This window comes from Amycolatopsis sp. NPDC004378 (assembly GCF_053602455.1).
In genome coordinates, this window is sequence record NZ_JBSGDR010000040.1 from 22,584 (window position 1) to 47,218 (window position 24,635).

Genomic DNA, 24,635 nt, shown 5'->3' on the forward strand with positions numbered 1-24,635 from the left:
CATGAGCGACACCGTTGCGGACCACCTGCTGGCCAGACTGCGTGAATGGGACGTCGACCAGGTCTTCGCCTACCCCGGGGACGGGATCAACGGCCTCGTCACCGCGTTCGGGAAGGCGGATGACTCGCCCCGGTTCGTCCAAACGCGACACGAGGAGATGGCCGCCTTCGCCGCCGTCGGCTACGCGAAGTTCAGCGGCAGGCCCGGCGTGTGCATGGCGACCTCCGGCCCCGGCGCGATCCACCTGCTCAACGGCCTCTACGACGCGAAGCTCGACCACGTCCCGGTCGTCGCGATCGTCGGGCAGACCGCGCGCAGCGCGATGGGCGGCAGCTACCAGCAGGAAGTCGACCTGCAGGCGCTGTTCAAGGACGTCGCGAGCGAGTACCTCGTCGAGGTCAACGTGCCCGAGCAGCTGCCGAACGCGCTCGACCGGGCGATCCGGACGGCCATCGCGCAGCGGGCACCCACCGCCGTGATCATCCCGGCCGACCTGCAGGAAGAACCGTACGAAGCGCCGAAGCACGCGTTCAAGCACGTGCCCTCCAGCCCGCCGTTCCACCCGCGGGCGAGCGTCGTGCCGCCCGCCGACGAGCTCGCGCGCGCCGCCGCGGTGATCAACGCCGGCGAGCGGGTCGCCGTGCTCGTCGGCCAGGGCGCCCGCAACGCCGTCACCGAGCTGCGCGAGCTGGCCGACCTGACCGGTGCGGGGATCGCGAAGGCGTTGCTGGGCAAGGACGTCCTGCCCGACGACCTGCCGTACGTGACCGGCTCGATCGGCCTGCTCGGCACCCGGCCCAGCTACGAGCTGATGCGCGACTGCGACACGCTGGTCATCATCGGCTCCGGCTTCCCGTACTCCCAGTTCCTGCCGGAGTTCGGGCAGGCCCGGGCGGTCCAGATCGACGTCGACGCGCGGTTCCTCGGCCTGCGCTACCCCACCGAGGTGAACCTGCTCGGCGACGCCAAGACCACCCTCGAGCGGCTGCTGCCCCTGCTCGAGCGCAAGACCGACACGTCGTGGCAGGGCAAGATCGCGCACAACGTCACCGAGTGGAACGAGACCGTCGAACGGCAGGCGATGCTGACCGCGGACCCGGTCAACCCGATGCGGATCGTGCACGAGCTGTCCGAGCGGATCCCCGACGACGCGATCGTCACCGCCGACTCCGGCTCGGCCACCAACTGGTACGCCCGCAACCTGCGGATCCGCGGCCGGATGCGCGCGTCGCTGTCCGGCACGCTGGCCACCATGGGCCCGGCGGTGCCGTACGCGATCGGCGCGAAGTTCGCCCACCCGGACCGCCCGGTCGTCGCGCTGACCGGTGACGGCGCCATGCAGATGAACGGCATGGCGGAGCTGCTCACCATCGCCCGCTACCGCGAGCGGTGGGCCGATCAGCGGCTGGTCGTCTGCGTCTTCCACAACGGCGACCTCAACCAGGTCACCTGGGAGCTGCGCGCGATGGGCGGGGCGCCGAAGTTCGAGCAGTCCCAGTCACTGCCCGAAGTGTCCTATGCGGACTTCGCGCGCAGCATCGGCTTGCGCGGCATCCCGGTCGACGACCCCGACCAGCTCGGCGACGCGTGGACCGCGGCGCTCGGCTCCGGCGTGCCGACCGTGCTCGACGTCCGGTGCGACCCCGAGGTGCCGCCGATCCCGCCGCACGCCACGACCGAACAGCTGAAGTCGATGACCGAAGCGGTGCTCAAGGGCGACCCGAACGCCTGGCACCTGGTCACCCAGGGCATCAAGACGAAACTGCAGGAGCTCCTGCCGACCCACCGCTGAAGGGAGTCCACTGTGGACACATCCGCGTTGCGCGATCTGACCACGGCCGGCGGGCCGTTCGCGTCCGTGCACTTCGACGAGTCGCACGACACGGAGGACGCCGCGAAACAGCTCGAACTCCGGTTGAAGGAGGTCGAAGCGGCCCTGAGCGACCAGCACGCCGACCAGGCGACGATCGACGCCGTCCTGCGGGCCGCACGCGACCGCGAGCCGCCCGTCGGCAAGGCCGGCCGCAGCATCGTCGCCGCGCACGGCTCGGTCCTGCTCGACCGGCGGCTGGCCGCACCGCCGCCGTCCCAGGTGGCGCGCTTCTCCGCGTTGCCGTACCTGCTGCCCCTCGCGACGCACGAAGCCGACACCCTGCCCTACCTCGTCGTCGTCACCGACCAGGTGGGCGCCGATGTCACCGAGCACGGCCGCGGCGCGCCGCACACCGAGACGATCGACGGCGAAGATCCGCCCGCGGTCCAGGGTGGCAGCGGTCCCGACCACCGCGAGAAGCAGATCGGCGAAACCGCCCGTCAGAACCTCGACGCGGTCGCCCAGCACGTCGCCAAGGCCGCCGAACGCATTCGTGCCGAAGTGGTGTTCCTGGCCGGCGAAGTGCAGGCCCGCAGCACGCTCCACGAACGGCTGCCGGAGGCGGTCCGCCGGATCACCACCGAGGTCGAGGGCGCCGGCCGCGCCCCGGGTTCGTCGCGCGACGAGCTGGACCGGCAGGTCCACGAGGTGCTGGCCGGCCGTCGGCTCGCCGGTCTCGACGACGTCGCCGAGACGTTCCGGGCGGAGTCCGGCCGCGAGTCCGGGCTGGCCGTCAGCGGTCTCGAAGCCGTGGCGACGGCGCTGAACGAGGCGAACGTGGCCACGCTGCTGGTGGGCTCGCCGGGCGACACCTCGGTGTTCACCGGCCCGGAGCCGGCGCAGGTCGCCGTGGGCAAGGCCGGCCTGCAGGCCCTGGGCGTGCCCGAACCGGAGGAACACCGGGCCGACGAGGCGATCCCGTTCGCGGCGGTCGCCACCGGAGCGGACGTCGTGGTCCTGGACGAACGCCTCGAGCTCTGGGAAGGCTTCGGCGCCCTGCTGCGGCACGCCTGATCACGACCGCCGAAGACGGCGGACCGCACCTTCGTCGAGCTCCACGCCGAGGCCGGGGCCGTCGGGCAGGTGCAGTTCGCCGTCTTCGTAGCGCAGCGGCGTGGTCAGGAGTTCGTCGCTCATCAGCAGCGGGCCGAACAGCTCGCTCCCCCAGGTCACCGCCGGCGCGGTGCAGGCCAGCTGGAGCGACGCCGCCGTGCCGACCGGGCTTTCGATGGAAGTCCCCGCGTGGCAGGGGATTCCCGCGGCGGCGGCGACCTCCGCGATCGCCCGCGTCGCCCGGAGGCCACCGGACTTCGTCGTCTTGAGGGAGAACACGTCGGCGGCGCGCAGGCGCGCCAGCCGCAGACCGTCGCCGGGGGTGCGGAGGCTTTCGTCCGCCATCACCGGGATCGGCAGCGCGTGGTTGATCTCGGCGAGCGCCTCCACCTCCGCGCCCGGCACCGGCTGTTCGACCAGGTCGACGCCCGCGTCCGCCAGCCGGGGCAGGTACTTCAGCGACGTCAGCAGGTCCCAGCGCGCGTTGAGGTCCACCCGCACGCTCGCCACCCCGACGAGCTTCTCGGCCACCGCGCAGACTCGTGCGACGTCGTCGGCCGGGTCGAGGGCGCCCATCTTGAGCTTGAAGCTGCGGTGCCCGGCGTCGAGCTTCGCGAGGGCTTCGTCGGCCACGACCGGCGCCGGCTCAGTGCCCAGCGCCCAGGTCACCGGCACCGACCGCCGCGCGAGACCGCCCAGCAGCGTGTGCACCGGCACCCCGAGCGCGCGGGCCCAGGCGTCGTGCAACGCCACCTCCACCGCCGCCTTCGCGTAGAGGTTGGCCGCGACGACGTCGCCGAGATCACGCAGGATCCCGGCGACGTCGTCCACCCGGCGGCCGAGCAGGACCGGCGTGAAGTAGCGCTCCACGACGAGCCGCATGGTCTCCACCGACTCGCCGCCCCACCACGGCCCGCCCGGCACCACGCCCTCGCCGACGCCGACGGCGCCGCCGCGGGTGCGGACGAACACCAGCAGCACCGGCTGCGCGGCCATGCCGGTGCGGGCGAAGCGGTGCGGACGGCGCAGCGGCACGTCCAGCAGCACCGTCTCGACACGCTCGATCCCCAGGTCGGTCATCGCTCCTCGTTTCGGCTGAAGGGATGTCAGGCGCGTTCGAGCACGAAGTCGTACGTCGCGCGCAGCCGGCCGTCCTCCCCCGGCCGCGGGTCGAGCACGAGCTCCGGCTTGGTGGCTTCGGCGACGTCGCTGTCGAGCCACTCCCCGCCCTGGAAGTAGAGCTGCGTGGTGATCGTGCGGTACCCGGGCGCGCGCACCATGAGGTGCAGGTGCGCCGGGCGCCACGCGTGCCAGCCGGCCGCCGCGATCAGCTTGCCGGTCGGCCCGTCGGTCGGGATCCGGTACGGCGCGGGCCGCACCGTGGTGATCTCGAACCGGCCCTGCCCGTCGCTCACGACGACGCCGCGCAGGTTGCCGTCCGGGATGTCCGGGGCGAAGCCGGAGTAGTAGCCGTCGTCGTCGGCGTGCCAGATGTCCAGCTCCGCCGCGGCGACCGGGGTTCCGTCGGTGTCGCGCACCTGACCGGTGAAGACGAGCGGGGTGCCCTTCTCGTCCGAGCGCATCGGCAGCGCCGACTGCCACGGCAGTTTCTCCTGGCCCGGCAGGTAGTACGGGCCCTGGATGCTGCCCTTGGTCCCGTCCTGGGTGCGCGCCGCGACCTCCTCGACGACGTGCTCGACGAAGACGTCCAGGAACAGCGGCCATTCGCCGCCCTCGCCGACGTCCATCAGCCACTGCTTCGCGGCCTGGAACTCCGGGTAGGTGACGTCGTGCTCGCGGATGGCCTGGTGCACGCCGAGCAGGACGGCGCGGGCGACTTCGTCGACCCGCTCCGGCGGCACCTCCTGGGTCTCGCGGGTGGCGGCGCGGAAGGCCTGGCTGGCGGAGCTGCCCGAGCCCGCCGCGGTGGGTGCGTGGTCGGTGGTGGTCATCTTCGGTCCTCCGCTCAGCGGGAAAGGGAGGTGGCGCCGGGGTTGTAGAGGTCGGGGACGGTCCAGCCGTCGAGGTCGTACTCGGCCATGCACTGCTCGGCGAAGCCCTTCATCGCCTCGGCCGAGCCGGACTGCTGCGCGGCGAAGAGCAGTTCGGCGCGCACGCCTTCGTGGTTGCCGGAGTAGTTGCGCTCGTAGAGCTCGTGGCGGCCGCCGAACTCGCTGCCGATCGAGTCCCAGATCAGCTTCATGAGCTTGACGCGCTCGACGGAGTCGTAGCCGTTCGAGCCGCGGACGTACTGGTCGAGGTACGGCCGGATCTCGGGTGAGGAGAAGTCCTTCGCCGACGACGGCAGGTAGATCAGCGCGGACCCGAGGTCCTGCAGGATGATCTCGCGGATGCGCGGGTAGCCCAGCGTCATGAACCAGCGGTAGGCCAGGCCGTAGTCCAGGTGCGGCAGGACCGCGCCGTTCTTCCACTCGTCCGGGTTCGCCGCCATCGCGTCCGACAGGGCCCAGAACATGTTGCGCCAGCCGATGACCTCGCCGACGCGGGTCTGGATGCCGCGGAAGTCCTTGGTGCCGGTGACTTCCACGCCCTTCATCAGCAGCCCGGCGATGAAGTCGAGCTTGACGGCCAGCCGCGCGACGCCGTGGAAGGTGAAGCGGTGCAGGAAGCCCGAGCCCGGGAAGAAGGTGCTCGCCTTTTCGGCGTCGCCGTAGATGAAGACGTTCTCCCACGGGATCTTCACCTTGTCGAGGATGAAGATCGTGTCGTTCTCGTCGAACCGGCTCGACAGCGGGTAGTCGAACGGGCCCGACGTCGCGTCCGCGACGTTCGAGTAGGAGTTGCGGCAGATCAGCTTCATCCCCGGCGCGCCCATCGGCACCGTGCAGACCAGCGCGAACTCGCGTTTCTTGATCGGCAGGCCGTAGTGGGCGATGAAGTTGTAGTTGGTGATCGCCGAGCCGGTCGCGACGACCTTGGCGCCGGAGACGATCAGGCCGTCGTCGCGCTCCTCCTCGACGTGGATGAACAGGTCCTTGACGTCGTCGGGGTTGCGGTCGCGGTCCACCGGCGGGTTGATGATCGCGTGGTTCCAGTACAGGACCTTTTCCTGCGACTCGGTGTACCAGCGCCGGGCGTTGTCCGCGAACGGCTCGTAGAAGTCGGAGTTCGCGCCCAGCGTGCCGAGGAACGCGGCCTTGTAGTCCGGGCTGCGGCCCATCCAGCCGTAGGTCATCCGCGCCCACGCGACGATCGCGTCGCGGTCGGCGAACAGGTCCGCCTGGGACTTCGGCGTGCGGAAGAACGGGTGGGTGAAGCCGCTGCTGCCGGTGTCGGTCGGCGCGGTGAGCACGGACTGCTGCTCCGGGTCGTGCAGGGCGTCGTAGAGCCGCGCGGTCATCCGCACCGAGTTGCGGAACGCGGGGTGCGTGGTGACGTCGTCGACCTTGTCGCCGTAGATGAACACTTCGCGGCCGTCGCGGATGGACTCGACGTACTCGTCGCCGGTCATCGGCCGGGTGGTGCGCACCGCGGCGGGCGCGTCCTGCTCTTGGATGGTCATCGGGCAAACCCTTCGTCGGTTACTGAGAAGCGGCGGTGAGCGGGGCGAAGTCGGCGGCCGAGCCGAACCAGCCGAGGTCGGGGCAGTCGACCGAGGCCGACCAGTGGGCGTGGCCGCGCGGGCCGAGTTCGCGGAACCCGCCGGCGAAGAACAGCAACGGGTCGGCGTCGCTGGTTTCCAGGTGCTCGACCTCGCCGACGACGATGAGGTGGTCACCGCCGTCGTAGAGGCGCCACGGGCGGCACGAGATCGTGGCCGCGGTGCCGGTCAGCACCGGCGCCACCACGCCCTCGGCCCAGTCCGGCGCCCGGTCCTGCGGGCGGCCGGCGAAGTGCCACGCCGTGTCGAGCTGGTCGGCGGCGAGGACGTTGACCGCGAACGGCGCGCCGTCCAGGTAGCGGCAGGCCTTCGACCGCCGCGTCAGCGTCACCTGGCACAGGGCCGGCTCCAGGGAGACGGCGGTGAACGCGTTCACCGTCGCGCCGTGGGGCTCGCCCCGCTCGTTGCGGCACGTCACGACGGTGACGCCGGTGGCGAACCGGCCGAAGGCGTCGCGGACTTGGCGCTGGTCGAGCGTCATTGCTCTTCCCTCCTGTACGCTTTGCGTACATGATGAACGCTATGCGGACACGTTAAGGAGAGTCCCCCGGCGCGTCCGCGTTGTCAAGACGGCGGGTACGGGAGGATGACGGGATGGAGACCGACCGCGACTTCATCCAGAGCATCGAGCGGGGCTTCGCCGTGCTGATGGCGTTCGACGCCGAGCGCGCGAACCCGACGCTCGCCGAGCTCGCCACCGCGACCGGCCTCTCCCGTCCCGCGGTGCGGCGGATCCTGCTCACGCTGCAGCGGCTCGGGTACGTCCGCGGCGACGGCCCGCGCTGGTCCCTGACCCCGCGCGTGCTGAGCATCGGCCAGCACTACTCGGCGTCGCACGGGATGATCGAAACCGCCCAGCCGCGGCTGCTGAGCCTCGCCGAAGAGACCGGCGAGTCGGCGTCACTGGCCGCTTTGGACGGCGCGGAGGTCGTCTACGTCGCGCGCGTGCCGGTGCGGCGGATCATGAGCATCAACGTCTCCATCGGCACGCGCGTGCCGGCCCACGCGACGTCGATGGGCCGGGTGCTGCTGGCCTGGGCGCCACCGGCGCTGGTCGACGAGGTGGTGGCAGCCGGGCTGCCGCGCTTCACGGCCCGGACCGTCACCTGCGAGGCCGACTTCCGCAAGGCGCTGCGGACGGTCCAGGACCAGGGCTGGTCGCTGGTCGACGAGGAACTCGAAGACGGATTGCTGTCGGTCTCGGCGCCGGTGCGGGACGCGAGCGGCGCGGTCGTGGCCGCGCTGGCGTCCTCGACGTCGAGCGGGCGTTCGGACGTCGAGAAGTTGCGCCGGGAGGTGGTGCCGCTGGTGGTCCGGACGGCGGACCGGATCAGCGCCGACCTCGGCCACCGCGTCACGCCGGGCAGCGGGCGCGAAGGGTTCTTCTGAGCCTCAGTCGTCGTCGAAGACGGACAACGCCCGGCGGCGGTGCAGCAGCTCGACGGCCGCGTCGAGCTGGCGGTCGAGGTCCTTGAGGCGGCCGCGCTCGGCCGGGGTCAGCCCGCCGTGGTGGAGGCCTTCTCTGCGGAGCCGGTGCTCTTCGTCGATCAGGTCGGCGATGCGGTCGGTGATTTCGCGCGTGGCCATGGGAAAATTCCCTTCGGGTCCAGCGGGCAGTTTACGCCTCGCGGGTACCCTCGCCGGGGTGATCGAAGCCTCCGGCCTGGTGCGCGCCCGGGGCGCGCGGGCGAGCCTGTGCGTGCTGCGGGACGGCCGGGTGGTGTGCGACACGAGCGTCGGCGGCCCGCCGGACGCGTTGTTCTGGATCTTCTCGGCGAGCAAGCCGTTCGTCGCGCTGCTGGTCCACGAGCTGGCGGCCCGCGCCGTCCTGGACCTGGACACGCCGGTGGCGCACTACTGGCCGGAGTTCGCCGGCGGCGGAAAGGGCTCGGTGACGGTCCGGCAGGTGCTGCGGCACCGGTCGGGCTTCGCGACGGCCCGCGGCTTCGCCCTCGACGCGGTGACCATGACCGACTGGCCGCGCGCGATCCGCGCGATCGAGCGCGCGCCGCTGCGGTGGGCGCCCGGCGCGGTCGCCGCGTACCAGCCGATCGTGTTCGGCCACATCCTCGGCGAGCTGGTCCGCCGCGTCACCGGCGTCCCGGTGGACTCGCTGCTTTCCTCGGAGTTCCTGGAGCCGCTGGAGCTTTCCGACACCTACCTCGGGCTTCCGGCGTCCCTGTGGCCGCGGCACGTGCCGATCCGCGGCCGGGGGCTCGGCGGCCCGCTGACCGCCCGGGTGGTGAACCGCCGGGCCGTCCGCCGCGCGGTGATCCCGGCGGCGGGCATCTCGACGACGGCCCGCGACCTCGCGCGCTTCTACCAGGCGTTGCTGGACGGCTTCTCGCCCGCGGCGGTCGCGGAGGCCCGCCGGCCGTCGGGCGACGCGGTCGTCGACCGGACGATCGGCACGCGGATCCGCTGGGCCCAGGGCTTCCAGCTCGGCGGCGTCGGCCGCCCGATGGGCTCGCTCAGCGCGCGGGAAACGTTCGGGCACAACGGCAGCAACTGCTGCATCGCCTGGGCGGACCCCGGCCGCCGGGTCGTGTTCGCGTACCTGACGGACCGGATCGTCTCGGGCCACAGCGCGGCGGCCCACCTGGGCGAAGTGGCGGACGCGGTCCTCAAGGCCTGCGGCTGAGCCGGTCTGCCGCAGCCAGGTCCACGAACGCGCGGACCACCGGCGAAGGTGTCCCTGCCCGCCAGGCCAGGCCGAGGTCGATCCGCGGCACCGGGTCCTCCAGCCGCCGCAACGCCACCCCGCGACGTCGCAGCCCGCGCGCGCGGTGCTCCGGGACCGCCGCGATGCCCGCCCCCTCCGCGACCGCGCGCATCAGCTGCTCGTCCTCCGGCTCTTCGCGCACGATCGGCGGTACTCCCTCCGGCCAGACCTGGGCGCTGATCGCGTCGTACTGGCCGGGCCCGTTCTCGCGCGGCCAGAACACCACCGGCTCCGAGGCGATCCACGTCCGCCGGAGCCGTCCGCGCCGCCGGGCCAGGGCGTGGCCGGACGGCACCGCGATCAGCACCTCTTCCGAGCCGACCACCGCGGTCTCGACGCCCGGGAAGTCCACCGGCGGCCGCACGAACCCGACGTCGATCTCGCCCGCCGCCAGCCGGGCCAGGTTCAAGCTCGTCCAGCCCGTCTCCAGCTCCAGCGCGACGTCCGGGAACGCCGCGCGGTAGGCCGCCACCAGGTCGCCGGCCAGCGGACCGGGTGCCGAGCGCGTGTAGGCGATCCGGAGCCGGCCGGCGTCGCCGCGGCCCGCCGCCGCGATCACGCCGCGGGCCCGGTCCAACCGCGAAAGCAGCTCTCGCGCCTCCGCCGCGGCGACCCGGCCCGCCTCCGTCAGCGCGAAGCGCGGACCCGACCGGTCGAGCAGCGCCACCCCCAGCTCCGCCTCGAACGCCCGGATCTGCTGGCTCAGCGACGGTTGCGACACGAACAGCCGCGCGGCCGCCCGGGTGAAGTGCATCTCCTCGGCGAGCACGGCGAAGTAGTGCCATCGGCGCAGGTCCACCCAGCCACTATAGGACCGGCCTATAGATCGAGAGGGACCAAGTCTTGGACCGCTCGGCGGCGCCGAACCGAGACTGGGACCGTGAACCGCACCGATCGCAAGCTCCGTGCCCTCTCCGCCGCCGCGGACCGGAACCTCCTCGACCCGATGGCCGGGTTCGTCGACCTGGCCGGTCTCCGGGAAGCCGTCGAGGACCTGACCAAGGCGTTCGCCCCGCTCGGACGCGTGCAGCACACCGTCGCCGCCAAGGCGTGCGGCCTCGCGCCGGTCCTGCGGTTCCTCGGCGACCTCGGGATCGACGCCGAGGTCGCGAGCCCCGGCGAGACGGCCGTCGCCGAAGCCGCGGGCCTGCGCGGGGCCCGGCTGGTGCTCGACTCCCCCGCCAAGACCGCCGCCGAGCTGGAGCACGCCTTGGCCGAGGGCACCGCGGTCAACGCCGACAACTTCCAGGAGCTCGACCGCCTCGACGCGCTCGTCGGCGAGCACCCGCGTTCGGTGCTCGGCCTGCGGATCAACCCCCAGATCGGGGCCGGCCGGATCGGCGACACCAGCACCGCGACCACGACCTCGAAGTTCGGCGTCCCGTTGCGGGACAACCGGAATCGCGTCATCGAAGCCGTCACGCGACGGCCGTGGCTGACCCGGCTGCACGTCCACGTCGGCTCGCAGGGCTGCCCGCCGGAGCTGATGGCCGAGGGCGTCGCCGCGGTCCACGACCTCGCCGAGCGGATCAACGCCGAAGCCGGGTACCGGCAGATCACCAGCCTCGACCTCGGCGGCGGGCTGCCGGTCGACTTCACCTCCGAGGACGCCGGCCCGACCCACGCCGACTACGTCGCGACGCTCTTGGCGAAGGTCCCGGCCCTCGCCGACTGCGACTACGGGTTCGTCACGGAGTTCGGCCGGTCCCTGCTGGCCAAGAACGGGTTCCTGGTCAGCCGGGTCGAGTACACGAAGGTCGCGGGCGGGCGGCCCATCGCCGTGACGCACGCGGGTGCGCAGGTGGCGGCCCGGACCGTGCTCCAGCCGGAGCACTGGCCGCTGCGGCTGACCGCGCTCGACGCGGACGGCACGCCGAAGACCGGGCCCGAGGTGGCGCAGGACGTCGCCGGCCCGCTGTGCTTCGCGGGCGACCTCCTGGCGAAGGAACGGCCGTTGCCGCTGCTGGAGCCCGGCGACCTCGTCGTCGCGCACGACACCGGCGCGTACTACTTCGGCGCGCACTACGCCTACAACACCCTGCCGCGCCCGGCCGTGCACGGCTTCACCGTGTCGGAGCGCGGAGACGTCGAGTTCACCCCGATCCGGCGCGCGCAGACCGTCGCCGAGCTGGTCGGGGACGCGGGTGGCGAATACGTCGGAGCGCTCCCGGCGGCGTGATCCGCGGCGTACGATCCGGGCACGCCGAGGGGAGTGCCATGGGGGCAAGCCGGGACCTTCCGCGGTTCGCCGCGCTTCCGGTGGGGATCGTCGTCGCCGTGCAGGCCGTCGTGCTGACGGCGTTGTCCGGGCGCTACGGCTTCCACCGCGACGAGCTGTACTTCGTCGCGGCGGGCCACCGGCCGGACTGGGGTTACGTCGACAACCCGCCGATCACGCCGTGGCTCGCCCGCGCGTCGACGGCGGTGTTCGGCGAGACACCCACCGGGCTGCGCGTGGTCGCGACCCTGCTCGGCATGGCGACCGTCGTGGTCGTCACGCTCATCGCCCGCGAGTTCGGCGCCGGCCGCGGCGCGCAGCTGTTCACCGCGACCGCCACGGTGCTGTCGGCGTACGCGCTGGTCGTGGCGCACATGCTGGCCACCAACTCGGCGGACGTGCTGCTGTGGTCGCTGATCACGTTGTTCGGGGTGAAACTCCTGCGCACCGGCGACGGCCGGTGGTGGCTCGCGATCGGCGCCGCCGCCGGCGTCGGCCTGGCGAACAAGTGGCTGGTGCTGCTCCTGCTCTCGGGGCTGGGCGTCGGCGTCGCGATCGCCGGGCCGCGCCGGGTGCTGCGGACCGGGTGGCTCGCGGCCGGCGTCGGGATCGCCGTCGTGCTCGCCGCGCCCGTCGTGGTCTGGCAGGCGGCGCACGGCTGGCCGATGCTCACCGTCGCGGGCGGGATCAGCGAGGACGACGGCTTCGAGAACCGCGTCCTGTTCGTGCCGATGCAGCTGGTCTACCTCTCCCCCGTGCTGGTGCCCGTCTGGATCGCCGGGCTCGTGCGGCCGTGGCGTGACCCGGCGCTGCGCTGGGCCCGCGCGGTGGCGGTCGCGTACCCGGTCGTCTGCGTCGAACTCCTGGTCCTGGGCGGGAAGCCGTACTACTCGGTGCCGTTGCTGCTGCCTCTGGTGGCCCTCGGTGCGGAGCCGTCGCTGCGCTGGCTGGCCCGGGGCACGACACGGCGGGTGCTCCTCGGCGCGGCCGCCGTGGTGTGCGCGGCCGTGTCCGTCCTCACCGGACTCCCGGTCGTGCCACCGGCGGCGTTGAACGGCCCGCTGCTGGCGGTCAACAAGGAGCCCGGCGAGCAGGTCGGCTGGCCGGAGTTCGCCCAGACCGTCGCCGGGGCGTGGGAGCGGATCCCCGCCACCGAGCGGGACACCGCGGTGATCGTCGCCGGAAACTACGGCGAAGCCGGCGCGCTCGAGCACTACGGACCGGCGCTCGGGCTGCCCCAGCCGTATTCGCCGCACATGTCCTACGCCGACTGGGGCCCGCCGCCGGACCGGCTGGTCGGCCCGGTTCTGGTCGTCGGGGGGTTCGACCGCGGCTCGCCCGCGTCACGGCTGATCACCGGGTGCCACGCGGTGGCCGAGAACCACAACGCCGAAGGCGTCGACAACGACGAAGAAGGCACCGTGATTTCGCTGTGCACGCTCACCGAGCCGTGGTCGACCGCGTGGCCGAAGCTGAGGCAGTTCTACTGAACCCGGTTCACGCTACCCTCGGGCGCATGGTGGCGACGCGCACGGCGGTGGCCGTGGTGGGGGCGGGTCCGGCCGGGCTCACGGTGGTGAACCTCCTGCGGCGCGCGGGGATTCCCTGTGTGCTGCTGGAGACCGAGAGCCGGGCGTTCATCGAACAGCGGCCGCGGGCCGGGTTCATCGAGGAGTGGGCCGTCCGCGGGCTCGAACAACGCGGCCTGGGCGAACAGCTCGTCGCGACGGCGCCGCGGCACGAGAAGTTCGAGTTCCGGTTCGCCGGGCGGCGGCACGCCTTCCGCTACGGCGACGTCACCGGGCAACGGCATTTCGTCTACCCGCAACAGCTTCTCGTGACGGACCTGGTCGCGCAGTACACGGACGCGGGCGGCGAGGCCGTCTTCGAGGTCTCCGACGTCCGGTTGCACGGCCTGACATCGGGCTCCCCCGCCGTCACGTTCCGGACCGCCGAGGGCGAGCACCGGATCGACTGCGACTTCGTCGCGGGCTGCGACGGCGCCCGCGGGGTCACCCAGGGGTACCTGCCTCCGGAAACGACGGTGAAAGCCCACCACGACTACGGAATCGGCTGGCTGGCGCTGCTCGCGGAGGCCCCGCCGTCCGCCGACGGCGTGCTGTTCGGCATCCACCCGCGCGGGTTCGCCGCGCACATGGCGCGCACCCCGGCGGTGACGCGGTTCTACCTGCAGACGGCGGCGGGCGAGACCGAGGAGGACTGGCCGGACGAGCGCGTCTGGCAGGAGCTGCACGCCCGGCTCACCGTGCCGGACGGCGAAATCGCCGAAGGCCGGCTGGTCGAAAAGCGCATCCTCGACATGCACAACTACGTCGTGGAGCCGATGGCGCACGGCCGCCTGTACCTGGCCGGCGAGGCGGCCCACCTGGTCGCGCCGATCGCGGCGAAAGGCCTGAACCTCGCGCTGCACGACGCGTTCCTGCTCGCCGAGGCGGTCCAGGCGCACTACGCCGGCGATCCGGCGCCGCTCGCCGGGTATTCCGGCGCCTGCCTGCCGCTGGTGTGGCAGTACCAGGAGTTCTCCCAGTGGCTGTCGGACATCTTCCACCACACCGCGGCCGCGGGCGAGAACCCGTTCCAGGCACGCATCGCGGAAGCCCGGATGCGCCGCCTGCTGGGTTCGCCCGCGGCCGCGGCGGCGTTCGCGGAGCTCTACATCGGCAAGAACGCCGACCTCTAGCTCCAGGCGATCTTGAACACCCAGGTGTAGCGGCCCGCCTGCCGGGCGGCGGCCGGGACGTCGATCACCAGCGACCCGTTTTCCACCGTCCAGTGCAGGTTTCCGCGGTACCCGAGCAGCGTGACGCGGTCGCCCGTGCGGATCGGCACCGGCGCGTCCACCGTGACGCGGCTGCCCGGTGCCACGAGCGAATGGACGTAGAAAGCCTCGTTCTGCTTGACCGTGAACCGCAGGTCGCCGAGCTGCGCCATGCGGGACCAGTACGTCGTGCCGTAGACGGCTTCGCCGTTGACCTTCAGCCACGCGCCCGCGTCGCGCAGGTGCGTCTGCATGACCTGCGGGATGGTGCCGTCGAAGTCCGGTCCGATGTCGAGCAGGAAGTTGCCGTTCTTCGAAACGATGTCGACGAGCGTGCGGACGACCTCCTCCGCCGTCATGTAGCGGTCGTCGGGGGTCGCGCGGTTGTAGCCGTAGGAGAACGGGTCGAGGCCGCGGCTCGCCTCCCACTTCGCCACCACGGTGTTCGGGTAGGTCGTGTACTCCGGTGTGGTGAAGTCGTGGTCGGGGATGCCGCCGCGGTCGTTGTACGTGACGTCCTTGGGGCGCTTGCGGTTCTTCGCGTGGTTGAAGTACTCGGTGATCACGTCGCGGGTGTCGTTGACGCCGCCGATGTCGAACCACAGCACGTCCGGGTCGAACTCCGAGATCAGCTCGAGCACCTGCGGCGCCTGGTAGTCGCGGACGAAGTCCTTCCCGGCGGTGTACCCGGTGTAGGGCAGCGCGGCACCGGTGTAGGGGTTGCGCGGCGCGTGACCCATCCACGGGTTGTCCGGGTTGAACCACTCCGGCAGCGAGAAGTACAGGCCGTTGCGCAGCTGGGGTGTGTACTTGCGCGACGCCGTGAACAGCTCGTCGATGACGTTGCGCTTCGGGCCGAGCTTGACGGAGTTGCGGTCGCTGACCTTGGTGTCCCACAACGCGAAGCCGTCGTGGTGCTTGGACGTCAGCACGTAGTACTCGGCGCCCGCGTCGGCGATCAGCTCGAGCCACGAGCGCGGGTCGAACTTCGCCGCGGTGAACATCGGGATGAAGTCGTCGTAGCCGAAGTCTTCGCCGTACTTTTCCCTGTGGTAGGCGTAAGTCGCGCCGTTGGGGTCCTGCTGGTTCTGCCAGTACCACTCCGCGTACTGCTGTCCGACCGGCGCCCACGCGGGCACGGCGTACACGCCCCAGTGGATGAAGATGCCGAACTTGCTGTCGGTGAACCAGTACGGCGCGCGGTGCGTCGACAGGGACGCGTCGGTCGGCCGGAAGTCCGGGATGCCCAAGGTGACCGGCACCTGCTGGGTCGCGAGCGTGCCGCGCCCGGAGGTGACGCGGAGCTGACCGTTCGTGGTCGTTCCCGGTGGCACGGACGTGTTCGGGGCGAGCCCCAGGCGCACGGTCGCCTGCTCCCCCGGCGCCAGCGCGCGGATGGTCGCCGGCACGGTCGTCCGGCCGCCGGGAACGTCCAGGGTGACGCTCACCCGGTCGCCGGCGCCCAGCCACACCGTGCCCGCGTTGACGACGGTCGCTTCGGCGGCCTGCGGTCCCCCGTCGGTCAGCAGGTTGGCCGTCGAGCGGCCGTCGAGGATCAGCGCCGAACGGCCGGTGGCCACCGGCTGGAGGGTGAGCGCGAAGACGTGCAGGCTCGGGACGTTCGGCGCCGGGGTGGCGGTCGTCGGCAGCGTCAGGGCCACCGCTTCGCGGGCCGGGTCGACCCAGACCTGGCCCGTGGCCAGGGAAACCGGGTTGTTGTCGACGACGCCGCCCGGGGCGTAGCGGAACGGCGAGACGAGCGCGCCGGTGCCCGTGTACCAGTCCGGGCCCGAGAGGGAACCGGTGCTCGTGGTGCCGTCGGCGTAGTGCACGGTCGCCGTGCCGCCGGTGGCGCCGTAGCTGGCCGCGACCAGGAAGTACGCGACGAAGTACCGCCCCTTCGGCAGCTCGATCGTCTGCCCGGTGGCGGCGATGTCGTTCTTGGCCCCGGCGGCCGCGGAGCCGAGCTTGAACGGGACGCCGCCGACGGTGGCCGTCCGCCCGACGGGCAGGTGCTCGGCCGGGAACGTGTAGCCCGAGCCGTCGAAGTCGCCGCCCGGGGCCGACGCGCTGTCGATGCCGTCGTTGGAGAACCAGGCGTCGAGGGCGACCGGGACGGGCGGCGGGGGCGGGACGATCGGGGTGCCCGGGCTGTCGGGGGCGGCGTCCACGGGGGTGGCCGCGCCGGCCGGGGTAAGGCCGGCGGCACTCAGGGCCACGGCACCGCCCAGGGCCATACCGAGAGCTTGACGGCGGGGGAAGGTCGTCACTGAACCTCCAGGGATCGGATGACTACGGCGGGGAGACGACAGAGTCCACCCTCATCAGGCACTCTGTCGCCGATAGAACGGTGATTCATCCGATGAATGACCCTGCTCGTTGGCTCTCTCCGTGTCAAGGGCCAACCGGCGCGATCGAAATGAACCGCGCCCACGTCCGGCGCGTGGTCCTGGGTAACGAGCTGCAGCACCTCGCCACCAGTCCCAGCCGCGATGAAAGGCCAGACCGATGTCCACCTCTCCGCTGAGCCGCCGCGCGATCGCCATGCTCAAGGCGATCGCCGACGGCCGTGCCGAGCTCCGCTGCAGCTGCGAACCCGACCTCCGCGTGGACGGGCTGTCGTGCTGCGACCAGAACACCGCCCACGACCTCGCCCGCGCCGGGCTGGTCCGGGCGACCACGATCGTCGCCCCCGGCCAGTGGGCGCCGGCCGAGCTGACCGACGCCGGGCACCGCGCGCTCGGCGGGTTTCCCGCAGCAGCCTGAAACGCCGTGAAGGCCATCCGGAGAGACTCCGAGTCTCCCCGGATGGCCTTCACGGCGTTCGGCGATCGACGGGGCGAGAAACCTCGGGCGTGCGCTGAACCGCGCGGGGCCGGTGGCCGTGCTTGGGGTGAGGGCGTCTCGCACACGCCCTCCGGAGTTGCCACGACGCAACGATCCGGGCCAGCCTCCGCCCGATCGGGACCGGGCACTCCGGCGAGCGGCCGTCGCGGCAACGGCCACCTCGCGCGGGCCCGTCCGGCATCCCCAGAATCCCGGACGGGCCCGCCCCCGCACTGTCCGGGATCTTGTCCGGTCGCTCACCTGATCAGCGGTCCCTGGTCCGGAGCAGCCGAGCCACTGTGAGTGCATGCGACGCTTCCTGGCTGTGAGCGCGGCGGTACTGGCGGGGCTGGGCATCCTCACGACGTCCGGCAGCGCGAACCCGGACAGCGCTTTCCCGGCGACCGCCGAGCACGCCGTGGGCGGCTGGGTCGGGACGTGGGCCGCGGCGCCCGCGGCCGGGGTCGCCAACACCCCGGACGGCTACCCGGGTTTCTCGATCCGCAACGTCGTGCACTCCAGCGCCGGCGGCAGCCGGGCCCGCGTCCACCTCTCGAACGCCTTCGGCGCCGCTCCCCTGACCTTCGGGCACGTCACGATCGCCGTGCAGGGCACCGGCGCGGACGCGGTGCCGGGAACGCTGCGGTCGTTGACGTTCGGCGGCGCCGCGAGCGTCGTGGTCCCGGCCGGCGCCGAAGCGCTGAGCGACCCGGCGGACGTGCGGATCCCGGCCGACGCCAACCTGCTCGTGACGACGTACGTGCCGGCGAAGTCCGGCCCGGTCACCTATCACCCGGCCGCGTCGCAGACGTCGTACTTCACCCGCGCGGGGGACTTCGCCGGCAGCGAGTCGGGCGCGCCCTACACCGAGCAGACCTCCGTGTGGCACTACGTTTCCGGTGTCGACGTCCAGGGCGGCGCCGAGGCTTCGATCGTGACGCTCGGCGACTCGATCACCGACGGCGTCGGGTCCGCCGCCGGGGCCAACCACCGCTGGCCGGACTACCTGGCCGATCGCCTGCACGGCCGCTTGGGCGTGCTCAACGCCGGCATCAGCGCCAACCGGCTGCTGCTCGACAAGCCCGGCGACGGCGCGGGCCAGAACGCATTGTCCCGCTTCGACCGCGACGTGCTGAGCGTCGGCGGCGTGCGGACGCTGATCGTGCTCGAAGGCATCAACGACATCCAGCAGGACCCGCACCAGACCGACCCGGACGCGATCACCTCGGCCTACCGCCAGCTCGTCGCGCAGGCCCACGCCCGCGGCATCCGCGTCCTCGGCGGCACGCTCACGCCGTTCAAGGGCTGGCGGGTCTACGACGACACCCTCGAAGCGACCCGCACGGCGGTGAACACGTTCATCCGCACCAGCGGCGTGTTCGACGGCGTCGTCGACTTCGACGCGGCGGTCCGCGACCCGGCCGACCCGCTGCGGATGCTGCCGGCCTACGACTCGGGCGACCACCTCCACCCGGGCGACGCGGGCTACGAGCGGATGGCCGCCGCCGTCCGCCTAGACCGGCTCTGACCGCGGGATGAACAGCACCGCCACCAGGCTCAGGACCGCCACGGCGACGAGGTAGAGCGACACCGAAAGCGACGTCCCGGTGGAGGTCTGCAACGCCGTCGCGATCAGCGGCGCGAACCCGCCGCCCAGCACCGCGCCCACCGCGTAGGAGAACGAAGCGCCGCTGTAGCGGTAGCGCGGCTCGAACAGCTCCGCGAACAACGCCGACTGCGGGCCGTACGTCGCGCCGAGGCCGATGTTCAGCACCACCACCGCGACGATCAGCCAGCCCGTGGCCTTGGTGTCCACCAGCAGGAAGAACGGGATCGGCCAGACGACCAGCAGCACCGACCCGGCCAGGTACACCGGCTTGCGCCCGGCCCGGTCGGACCAGGCCGCCGTGACGAGGATGCTCACCAGCCACGTCACGCTGCCCACGATCACCACCACCAGCAACGTGGTGCGGTCGATCTTCAGCACGGACGTGCCGTAGGACAGCAGGTACGCCAGGAAGATGTACCCGATCGCCGTGTTCGCGATGAAGCTGCCCGACGCCACCAGCAGCGCCTTGGGCCGCTCGCGCAGGACGTCGACCATCGGCTTGCTGCTTCGCGCGCCGGACTCGCGCAGCTGCGCGAACACCGGGGATTCCTCGATCCGCAGCCGGATCACCAGGCCGACGCCGACGAGCACGATGCTCGCCAGGAACGGCACCCGCCAGCCCCACGCCGCGAACTGCGCGTCGGTGAGGGACCGGCCGAGGACGAAGAACAGCAGCTGCGCCAGGATCAGCCCGGCCGGGACGCCGATCTGCGAGAACGCGCCGTACTGGCCGCGTTTGCCTTCCGGGGCGTGCTCGACGGCCATCAGCGCGGCCCCGCCCCACTCGCCACCCGCGCTGAGCCCTTGGAGCAGCCGCAGCACCAGCAGCAGGATCGGCGCCCACACCCCGATCGCGGAGTACGTCGGGAGCAGGCCGACCCCGACCGTCGCGACGCCCATCAGGAGCAGGGACAGCACCAGCATCGCCTTGCGGCCGGCGCGGTCGCCGAAGTGGCCCCACAGGACCCCGCCGACCGGACGGGCCAGGAACCCGACGCCGAGCGTCGCGAACGCGGCGAGCGTGCCGGACGCGGGCGAAAGCGAGGTGAAGAACAGCTTGCCGAACACGAGCGCGGTCGCCGTGCTGTAGATGAAGTAGTCGTACCACTCGATCGTGGTCCCGATGGCGCTCGCGACGGCGACCCGCCGCAGCTGCCGGTCCGCGGCAGCCGGGGCCGCCGCGCTCACGACCCGCTCAGCGCCGCGGCGGGGACGAGGTCTTCGGCGAGCAGGTCCATCAGCAGGCCGTCGTGCCAGCTGCCATCCGGCCCGCGCTCGTACGCGCGCATCGTCCCGACCGGCTGGAAGCCGAGGGACTGGTACAGCTTGATGGCCGCCTTGTTGTCGGCCGCGGGATCGATCACCACCCGGTGGTGCCCGCGCACGGTGAACAGGTGCTCGGCCAGCGTGCGGATGGCGTCGGAGCCCAGGCCGTGGCCCTGCCAGTCCGGGTGCACCGCGATGTCGATCCCCGCGTGCCGGTACTGCGGGTCGGCTTCCTCGAAGGCCAGCTCGATGCCCACGATGACGTCGTCGTGCTCGATGGCGTAGGTCGTGGTGCCCTCGTCGGGGTCCAGCAGGTAGGACACCTGGGCGGCCACCGGTTCCTCGGCGTCCGCCCACCAGCGGGCGATGTCCGGGTGCGACAGGATCTCCTCGAACCGGGCGGCGTCCGCGGCTGCGGCGGGGCGCAGGCGGACACGGCTTCCGGTGATCAGGCCGGTCATCGGCCCAGTGTCGACCCCCGGAGGCCGTCTGTCGAGCGTGCCGCCCGGCCGCTAGTCCAGGTTCATCGGGCTCCCCGGCTTGATCGGGGGCAGCTGCGGCGGGTCGAAGTCACCCCGCTCCAGCCGGGCCCAGTCCTCCGGCGTCGGGTCGCGGTAGTAGCGCTGCCAGACGTCGTCGCCCGCCGGCCAGTTGCCGGTGCGGGCCGCGTTGCGGGCTTCGTGCAGCTCGAACGCGTCGGCGTCGGTCAACGGCCGGGTGGTGACGTGGCCGGTGCCCGGCACGTTCGCGCCGCCGTCCGGGACGGCCGCGCCCGGACGCGGGTTGTACCGCATCCCTTCGCCGCCGGCGTGGACGTCGTTGACCATCTGGTGGTACGAGTCGTCGGCCATGTCCATCCGGTTCCGGACGGCCGGGTCGGCGTGGTTGCCCTGGAAGCCCGGCTGGTGCGCGTACCCGAGCTGGTTGAGCTGGACGGCGGTGTTCGGGTCGTTGTTCTCGATCGCGGCCCGCTGGTCCCGCCGGTAGGTCGGCGCGTTCCACCCCGAGTCGTGCACGGCGTGGCTGGTGCCGGTGCCCGGGTGGGCGCGGTGGGCGCCGTGCTCCTCGTAGTACGCCCACGCGTTGTTCTCGAGGTCCCGGCCGTCCTTGCGGGCCACCTTGCCGGGGGCGCCGTTGTCGTTGAGGACGTCGAAGCCCGCGGTGTGCTCGGACTGGTGGGTCGAGTTGCCGTCGATCTTCGACCCGAACTTGTTCTCCAGCCGCTTGCGCTCGAAGTCCTTGTCGCCGTAGCTGCCTTCCGGGTACTTGTGCGCCCGGCGCTTGCCCTTGTTCAGCCCGCCGTTCGGCTTGCTGTACGGGTGGAAGTGGTTCGGGTTCGGCTTCTTCCCGCCCCCGCCGCCGCCCGCGCCCGCCATCGAGCACGGGGTCGCCTTCGCGAGCCCTAGCGGGTCGATCATGGCGGTCGGGTTGCCGACGTAGGCCAGCGAATCCGGATCCGGGGTCAGCCCCAGCGGGTCGTGCGAGACGAACCGCCCGGTCTCCGGGTCGTAGTAGCGGTGCAGGTTGTAGTGCAGCCCGGTCTCCGGGTCGTGGTACTGCCCGGGGAACCGCAGCGGGGTGCCGGCCTGGCCGCCCGCGGACACCATCGCGCCCCAGAGCGCCGTGTGCTGGTGCCCGGCCAGCGCGCCGGTCTCGTCGAGCAGCTCCGCGGGCGAGCCGACCAGGTCGGTCAGCACGGCGTGGAACCGGTCGGTGCCGTCGCCGAGCACGCGTTCGGTCTGCGCGAGCGGGCGCTCGGCGTCCGGCGCCCAGTCCCAGACGGTCGCGACCAGCGGGCCGCCGGGGGTGCCGTGCACCTGTTCGGCGAGCAGGGTGCCGTCCCAGGCGAACTCGACCTGCTCGACGACCGCGCCCGCCGCGTCCAGCCGCTGCTTGGCGATCCTCCGTCCGACCGCGTCGTACCGGTACTGCCACGTGGCGCCGTCGGGCGTGCGGACGGCGGTGAGCCGGTTTTCCGCACTCCAGCGGTATTCCCAGCGCCGGCCGCCGCGTTCCCGGGCCACGACACGGCCTTCGGCGTCGTGGGTGTAGCGGGTGGCGCCGGCCGCGGTGAGCAACGTGCCGCGGTAGCCGCGCGGGCCGCTCGCCTCCGGTGCGCCCGGCCAGTCGGCGGTGGTGATCGCGCCCGAGACGTCGTAGCCGTAGCTCTCGTGCCAGCGGGCGCCGCGGACGGCGAGCACCCGGCCGGTCGGGCTCACCTCGAGGCTGCGCGGCCCGGAAATCAGGTCGGTCACCGTGGCGAGGTGCCCGTCGGGCAGGTAGCCGTATTCCCGGCGCTGCACCGTGGCTTCGCCCCGGCGCACGGTCTGGGCCGCCAGCTGCCCCGCCGGCGTCCAGGCCTGCTGGAGCTCCGCGGCGACGCCGTACCGGGTGACCAGCCGGCGCGCGGTTTCGCGCCCGGCCGCGTCGTAGCCGAACTGCAGCGTGCGCCCGCCGCTGGCCAGCGACGTCGCGCGGCCGCGGGCGTCGTAGGCGAACACCGCTTCGGCCCCGGTCGGCGTGCGCCGGTGGGTCCGGCGGCCGAGCACGTCGTAGGCCGACAGCACCGCCCGGCCGTTGACCGACTCGCTGACCACCCGGCCGAGCGCGTCGTAGGCGAAGCGGACCTCGCTGTGGGCGTTGCGGGCGGTGACCACGCGGTCGGCCGCGTCGTAGGCGAACTCGGCGATCTCGTCGCCACTGCGGCGCCGGACCACGCGCCCGAGGGCGTCCCGTTCGAACGCGATGGTCTGCCCGGCGCCGTTGCTGCGCAGGACGAGCCGCCCCGCCGCGTCGTAGGCGTAGTCGAGCGAGCGGCCGTTGTAGTCGACCTCCCGCACGAGCCGGCCCGCCGGGTCGTACTCGTAGCGCCAGACCAGCCCGGCCTCGTTCGTCACCGACGTCAAGCGCAGCTCGGTGTCGTAGCCGTAGCGCAGGACGCCGCCGTCCGGGCCCTGCTCGGCGACCGGGAGGTCGAACTGCGCGTACTCGATCCGGCTGACCCCGCCGCGCGGGTCGGTCCGCTCGTCGGTGTTGCCCAGGGCGACCGAGCCGAAGCGGTGCACGGCACCGTCCGGGTCGACCTGCTCGACGAGATCGCCCGCCGCGTTGTGCACGGTGCGGGTCGTGGCGCCGGCCGGGTCGGTGACGCTCGCGAGCCGGCCGAGACCGTCGTAGCCGTAGCGGGTGACCGAGCCGTCCGGCGCGGTGATCGCGACCGGCAACCCGGCCGCGTTCGACTCGAACCGGGTGACGCCGCCGAGGGCGTCGGTCACCGTGGCCATCGTGCCGGTGGCCTCGTCGTAGGTGTAGGTCGTCGCGGCGCCCGCCGGGTCGACGTCCCGGACCAGCCGGCCGCGTTCGTCGTGCTCGTAGCGCCAGACGGCGCCGTCGGGCCCGGTCACGGCGGCGGGCCGGCCGCCTTCGTCGTACTCGGTGACCATCCGGGTGCCGTCGGCCCGGATCACGGTCGTGACGTTGCCGGCGGCGTCGCGCTCCCAGCGGGTGACGTGCCCCAGCTCGTCGGTCCGGCTGATCTCCCGGCCGAAGGCGTCCAGCTCGGTGCTGGTGCTGTTGCCGAGCGCGTCGGTCCGGCCGACCACCCGCAGCTGCTCGTCGAGGCGGTAGCGCGTGACGGCGCCGAGGGAGTCGGTGACCGAGGTCGACCCGGGCTCGTAGGCCAGCGTCGCGTCGAGGTAGCCCTCGGCGCCGCGGGCCTGGACGCAGCGGCCCTGCGCGTCGTACTGGTAGCCGTACCATCGGCCGTTGACGTCTTCCCAGCGGATGATCCGGCCGTCGGCGTCGTAGCGGAACCGCTGCGGGGTGCCGGCCGCGTCGGTGACTTCGACCAGGCGGCGGCGTTCGTCGTAGCGGTATTCGGCGAGCGGGACCGGCTCCCCGGCCACCCGCACCGCCGTGATCAGCCCGTCGGCGGAGTCGAGCTCCAGCCGGTAGCCCCCGGAGTGCTCGACCGCCACCGGCACGCCGCCGCGGTGCTGCACGACGACCCGGTTGCCCGCGCCGTCGACCAGGGCGCGCAGCGGCAGGGTGGTCTCCCCCGGCTTGGCGGCGAAGTACCGCATCAGGTCGCTCTGCGGCGATCCGACGACGAAGCCGTGCCGCACCCGGCGCAGCGCCAGGTACGGTCCCTGCTCCGGCAGCACCGGCTCCACGCCGCGGGGCACGGGGTAGCGCAGCAGCGTCCCGTCGGCCAGCGCCAGGTGCAGGCCGTCCGGCTCGACCTCGATCCGTTCGTCCACTGTGGACGTCCACGTCGGACCGAAGAACCGGCCCGCGCGGTAGCTGGACAGGTGCGTCCGGCCGAGCTCCAGCGGCAGCGCGCCGGGCAGCAGGACGTCCGTCTGCTCCAGCAGGACGGCGCCGGTGGCGACGTCGATGGGGTCGCCGCACAGCGACCGGTTCGCGGCCGGGGTGGTGTGCTCCGACGGGTTGGGGTTGTTGTCCTTGATCTTCGGCGGGGTGTCGGGCCCCTTGCCCGCGCCCGAGGGCGTGGTGTTCCCGTCGGGGCCCTTGGCGGCCGGCGGGGGGTCGGCGGGTGGGTCGGTCTTGGGCGGGGGATCGGTCTTGGGGGGCGGGTCGCTCTTCGGGGGCGGGTCACCCTTGGCGCCGGAGGTGTGGGTGCTGTCGTCGGGCCCCTTCGACGCGGG

General features: G+C 72.6%; 19 protein-coding genes. 9 read left to right on the forward strand and 10 right to left on the reverse strand.

Annotated features, from left to right (window positions below; all coding sequences use genetic code 11):
* Position 1: 1 nt before the first annotated feature.
* Complete coding sequence (locus ACWEN0_RS48070; protein ID WP_451988448.1) at positions 2-1,792, forward strand: thiamine pyrophosphate-requiring protein; 1,791 nt, start codon at positions 2-4, stop codon at positions 1,790-1,792.
* Between the two features lie 12 nt (positions 1,793-1,804).
* On the forward strand, positions 1,805-2,887 hold the full coding sequence (locus tag ACWEN0_RS48075; protein ID WP_451988449.1) for an Rv2629 family ribosome hibernation factor: 1,083 nt from the start codon (positions 1,805-1,807) through the stop codon (positions 2,885-2,887).
* Here ACWEN0_RS48075 and ACWEN0_RS48080 read toward each other — a convergent pair whose 3' ends face one another.
* The 4 genes from ACWEN0_RS48080 to ACWEN0_RS48095 are packed head-to-tail and all read right to left on the reverse strand — an operon-like array spanning position 2,888 to position 7,029.
* Positions 2,888-4,006, reverse strand: coding sequence for a muconate/chloromuconate family cycloisomerase (locus ACWEN0_RS48080; RefSeq protein WP_451988450.1), 1,119 nt, complete (start codon positions 4,004-4,006; stop codon positions 2,888-2,890). It abuts the gene before it with no gap.
* A gap of 26 nt (positions 4,007-4,032) precedes the next feature.
* Positions 4,033-4,878, reverse strand: coding sequence for a catechol 1,2-dioxygenase (catA, locus tag ACWEN0_RS48085; protein ID WP_451988451.1), 846 nt, complete (start codon positions 4,876-4,878; stop codon positions 4,033-4,035).
* Between the two features lie 14 nt (positions 4,879-4,892).
* A complete protein-coding gene (locus ACWEN0_RS48090; RefSeq protein WP_451988452.1) occupies positions 4,893-6,449 on the reverse strand; it encodes a 4-hydroxyphenylacetate 3-hydroxylase family protein in 1,557 nt (518 codons plus the stop codon).
* Between the two features lie 19 nt (positions 6,450-6,468).
* Positions 6,469-7,029 carry a flavin reductase family protein gene (locus ACWEN0_RS48095; protein WP_451988453.1) on the reverse strand — a complete coding sequence of 187 codons (561 nt, stop codon included), beginning with the start codon at positions 7,027-7,029 and terminating at the stop codon, positions 6,469-6,471.
* A 113-nt stretch (positions 7,030-7,142) separates the two neighbouring features.
* Here ACWEN0_RS48095 and ACWEN0_RS48100 point away from each other — a divergent pair, with 113 nt between their 5' ends.
* On the forward strand, positions 7,143-7,937 hold the full coding sequence (locus ACWEN0_RS48100; protein WP_451988454.1) for an IclR family transcriptional regulator domain-containing protein: 795 nt from the start codon (positions 7,143-7,145) through the stop codon (positions 7,935-7,937).
* Positions 7,938-7,940: 3 nt separating this feature from the next.
* On the opposite strand, the gene ACWEN0_RS48105 is transcribed toward ACWEN0_RS48100, so the two are convergent.
* Positions 7,941-8,135, reverse strand: coding sequence for a DUF2630 family protein (locus ACWEN0_RS48105; protein WP_451988455.1), 195 nt, complete (start codon positions 8,133-8,135; stop codon positions 7,941-7,943).
* A gap of 58 nt (positions 8,136-8,193) precedes the next feature.
* On the opposite strand from ACWEN0_RS48105, the gene ACWEN0_RS48110 reads away from it, so the two are divergent.
* Complete coding sequence (locus tag ACWEN0_RS48110; protein WP_451988456.1) at positions 8,194-9,189, forward strand: serine hydrolase domain-containing protein; 996 nt, start codon at positions 8,194-8,196, stop codon at positions 9,187-9,189.
* On the opposite strand, the gene ACWEN0_RS48115 is transcribed toward ACWEN0_RS48110, so the two are convergent.
* Complete coding sequence (locus ACWEN0_RS48115; RefSeq protein ID WP_451988457.1) at positions 9,173-10,069, reverse strand: LysR family transcriptional regulator; 897 nt, start codon at positions 10,067-10,069, stop codon at positions 9,173-9,175. The two genes, ACWEN0_RS48110 and ACWEN0_RS48115, sit on opposite strands and share 17 nt — an antisense overlap.
* Positions 10,070-10,150: 81 nt before the next feature.
* Here ACWEN0_RS48115 and ACWEN0_RS48120 point away from each other — a divergent pair, with 81 nt between their 5' ends.
* From ACWEN0_RS48120 to ACWEN0_RS48130, 3 genes are read left to right on the forward strand one after another with little or no spacing between them, the layout of a single operon-like run.
* The gene (locus ACWEN0_RS48120) at positions 10,151-11,449 is read left to right on the forward strand and encodes a diaminopimelate decarboxylase (RefSeq protein ID WP_451988458.1); all 1,299 of its coding nucleotides are present in this window, start codon (positions 10,151-10,153) and stop codon (positions 11,447-11,449) included.
* Positions 11,450-11,487: 38 nt separating this feature from the next.
* Positions 11,488-12,978: an ArnT family glycosyltransferase gene (locus tag ACWEN0_RS48125; RefSeq protein WP_451988459.1), complete on the forward strand. Its 1,491-nt coding sequence runs from the start codon at positions 11,488-11,490 to the stop codon at positions 12,976-12,978.
* Positions 12,979-13,004: 26 nt separating this feature from the next.
* Positions 13,005-14,189 (forward strand): 4-hydroxybenzoate 3-monooxygenase, encoded by a 1,185-nt coding sequence (locus ACWEN0_RS48130; RefSeq protein WP_451988460.1) that lies wholly within the window; start codon positions 13,005-13,007, stop codon positions 14,187-14,189.
* On the opposite strand, the gene ACWEN0_RS48135 is transcribed toward ACWEN0_RS48130, so the two are convergent.
* Positions 14,186-16,504, reverse strand: a complete 2,319-nt coding sequence (locus ACWEN0_RS48135; RefSeq protein ID WP_451988461.1) for an alpha-L-fucosidase — start codon at positions 16,502-16,504, stop codon at positions 14,186-14,188. The two genes, ACWEN0_RS48130 and ACWEN0_RS48135, sit on opposite strands and share 4 nt — an antisense overlap.
* Positions 16,505-16,775: 271 nt before the next feature.
* Between ACWEN0_RS48135 and ACWEN0_RS48140 the strand changes: the two genes are divergently transcribed.
* Positions 16,776-17,033 carry a hypothetical protein gene (locus ACWEN0_RS48140; protein ID WP_451988462.1) on the forward strand — a complete coding sequence of 86 codons (258 nt, stop codon included), beginning with the start codon at positions 16,776-16,778 and terminating at the stop codon, positions 17,031-17,033.
* Positions 17,034-17,400: 367 nt separating this feature from the next.
* A complete protein-coding gene (locus tag ACWEN0_RS48145) occupies positions 17,401-18,621 on the forward strand; it encodes an SGNH/GDSL hydrolase family protein (RefSeq protein ID WP_451988463.1) in 1,221 nt (406 codons plus the stop codon).
* On the opposite strand, the gene ACWEN0_RS48150 is transcribed toward ACWEN0_RS48145, so the two are convergent.
* From ACWEN0_RS48150 to ACWEN0_RS48160, 3 genes are all read right to left on the reverse strand, one after another.
* Positions 18,607-19,890, reverse strand: a complete 1,284-nt coding sequence (locus ACWEN0_RS48150) for an MFS transporter (protein ID WP_451988464.1) — start codon at positions 19,888-19,890, stop codon at positions 18,607-18,609. The two genes, ACWEN0_RS48145 and ACWEN0_RS48150, sit on opposite strands and share 15 nt — an antisense overlap.
* Positions 19,887-20,429 (reverse strand): GNAT family N-acetyltransferase, encoded by a 543-nt coding sequence (locus ACWEN0_RS48155; RefSeq protein ID WP_451988465.1) that lies wholly within the window; start codon positions 20,427-20,429, stop codon positions 19,887-19,889. Before ACWEN0_RS48155 ends, ACWEN0_RS48150 begins: the two co-directional genes overlap by 4 nt.
* Positions 20,430-20,480: 51 nt before the next feature.
* Positions 20,481-24,635, reverse strand: a 4,155-nt coding sequence (locus ACWEN0_RS48160) for an RHS repeat-associated core domain-containing protein (RefSeq protein ID WP_451988466.1), incomplete at its 5' end; no start/stop codon positions are given.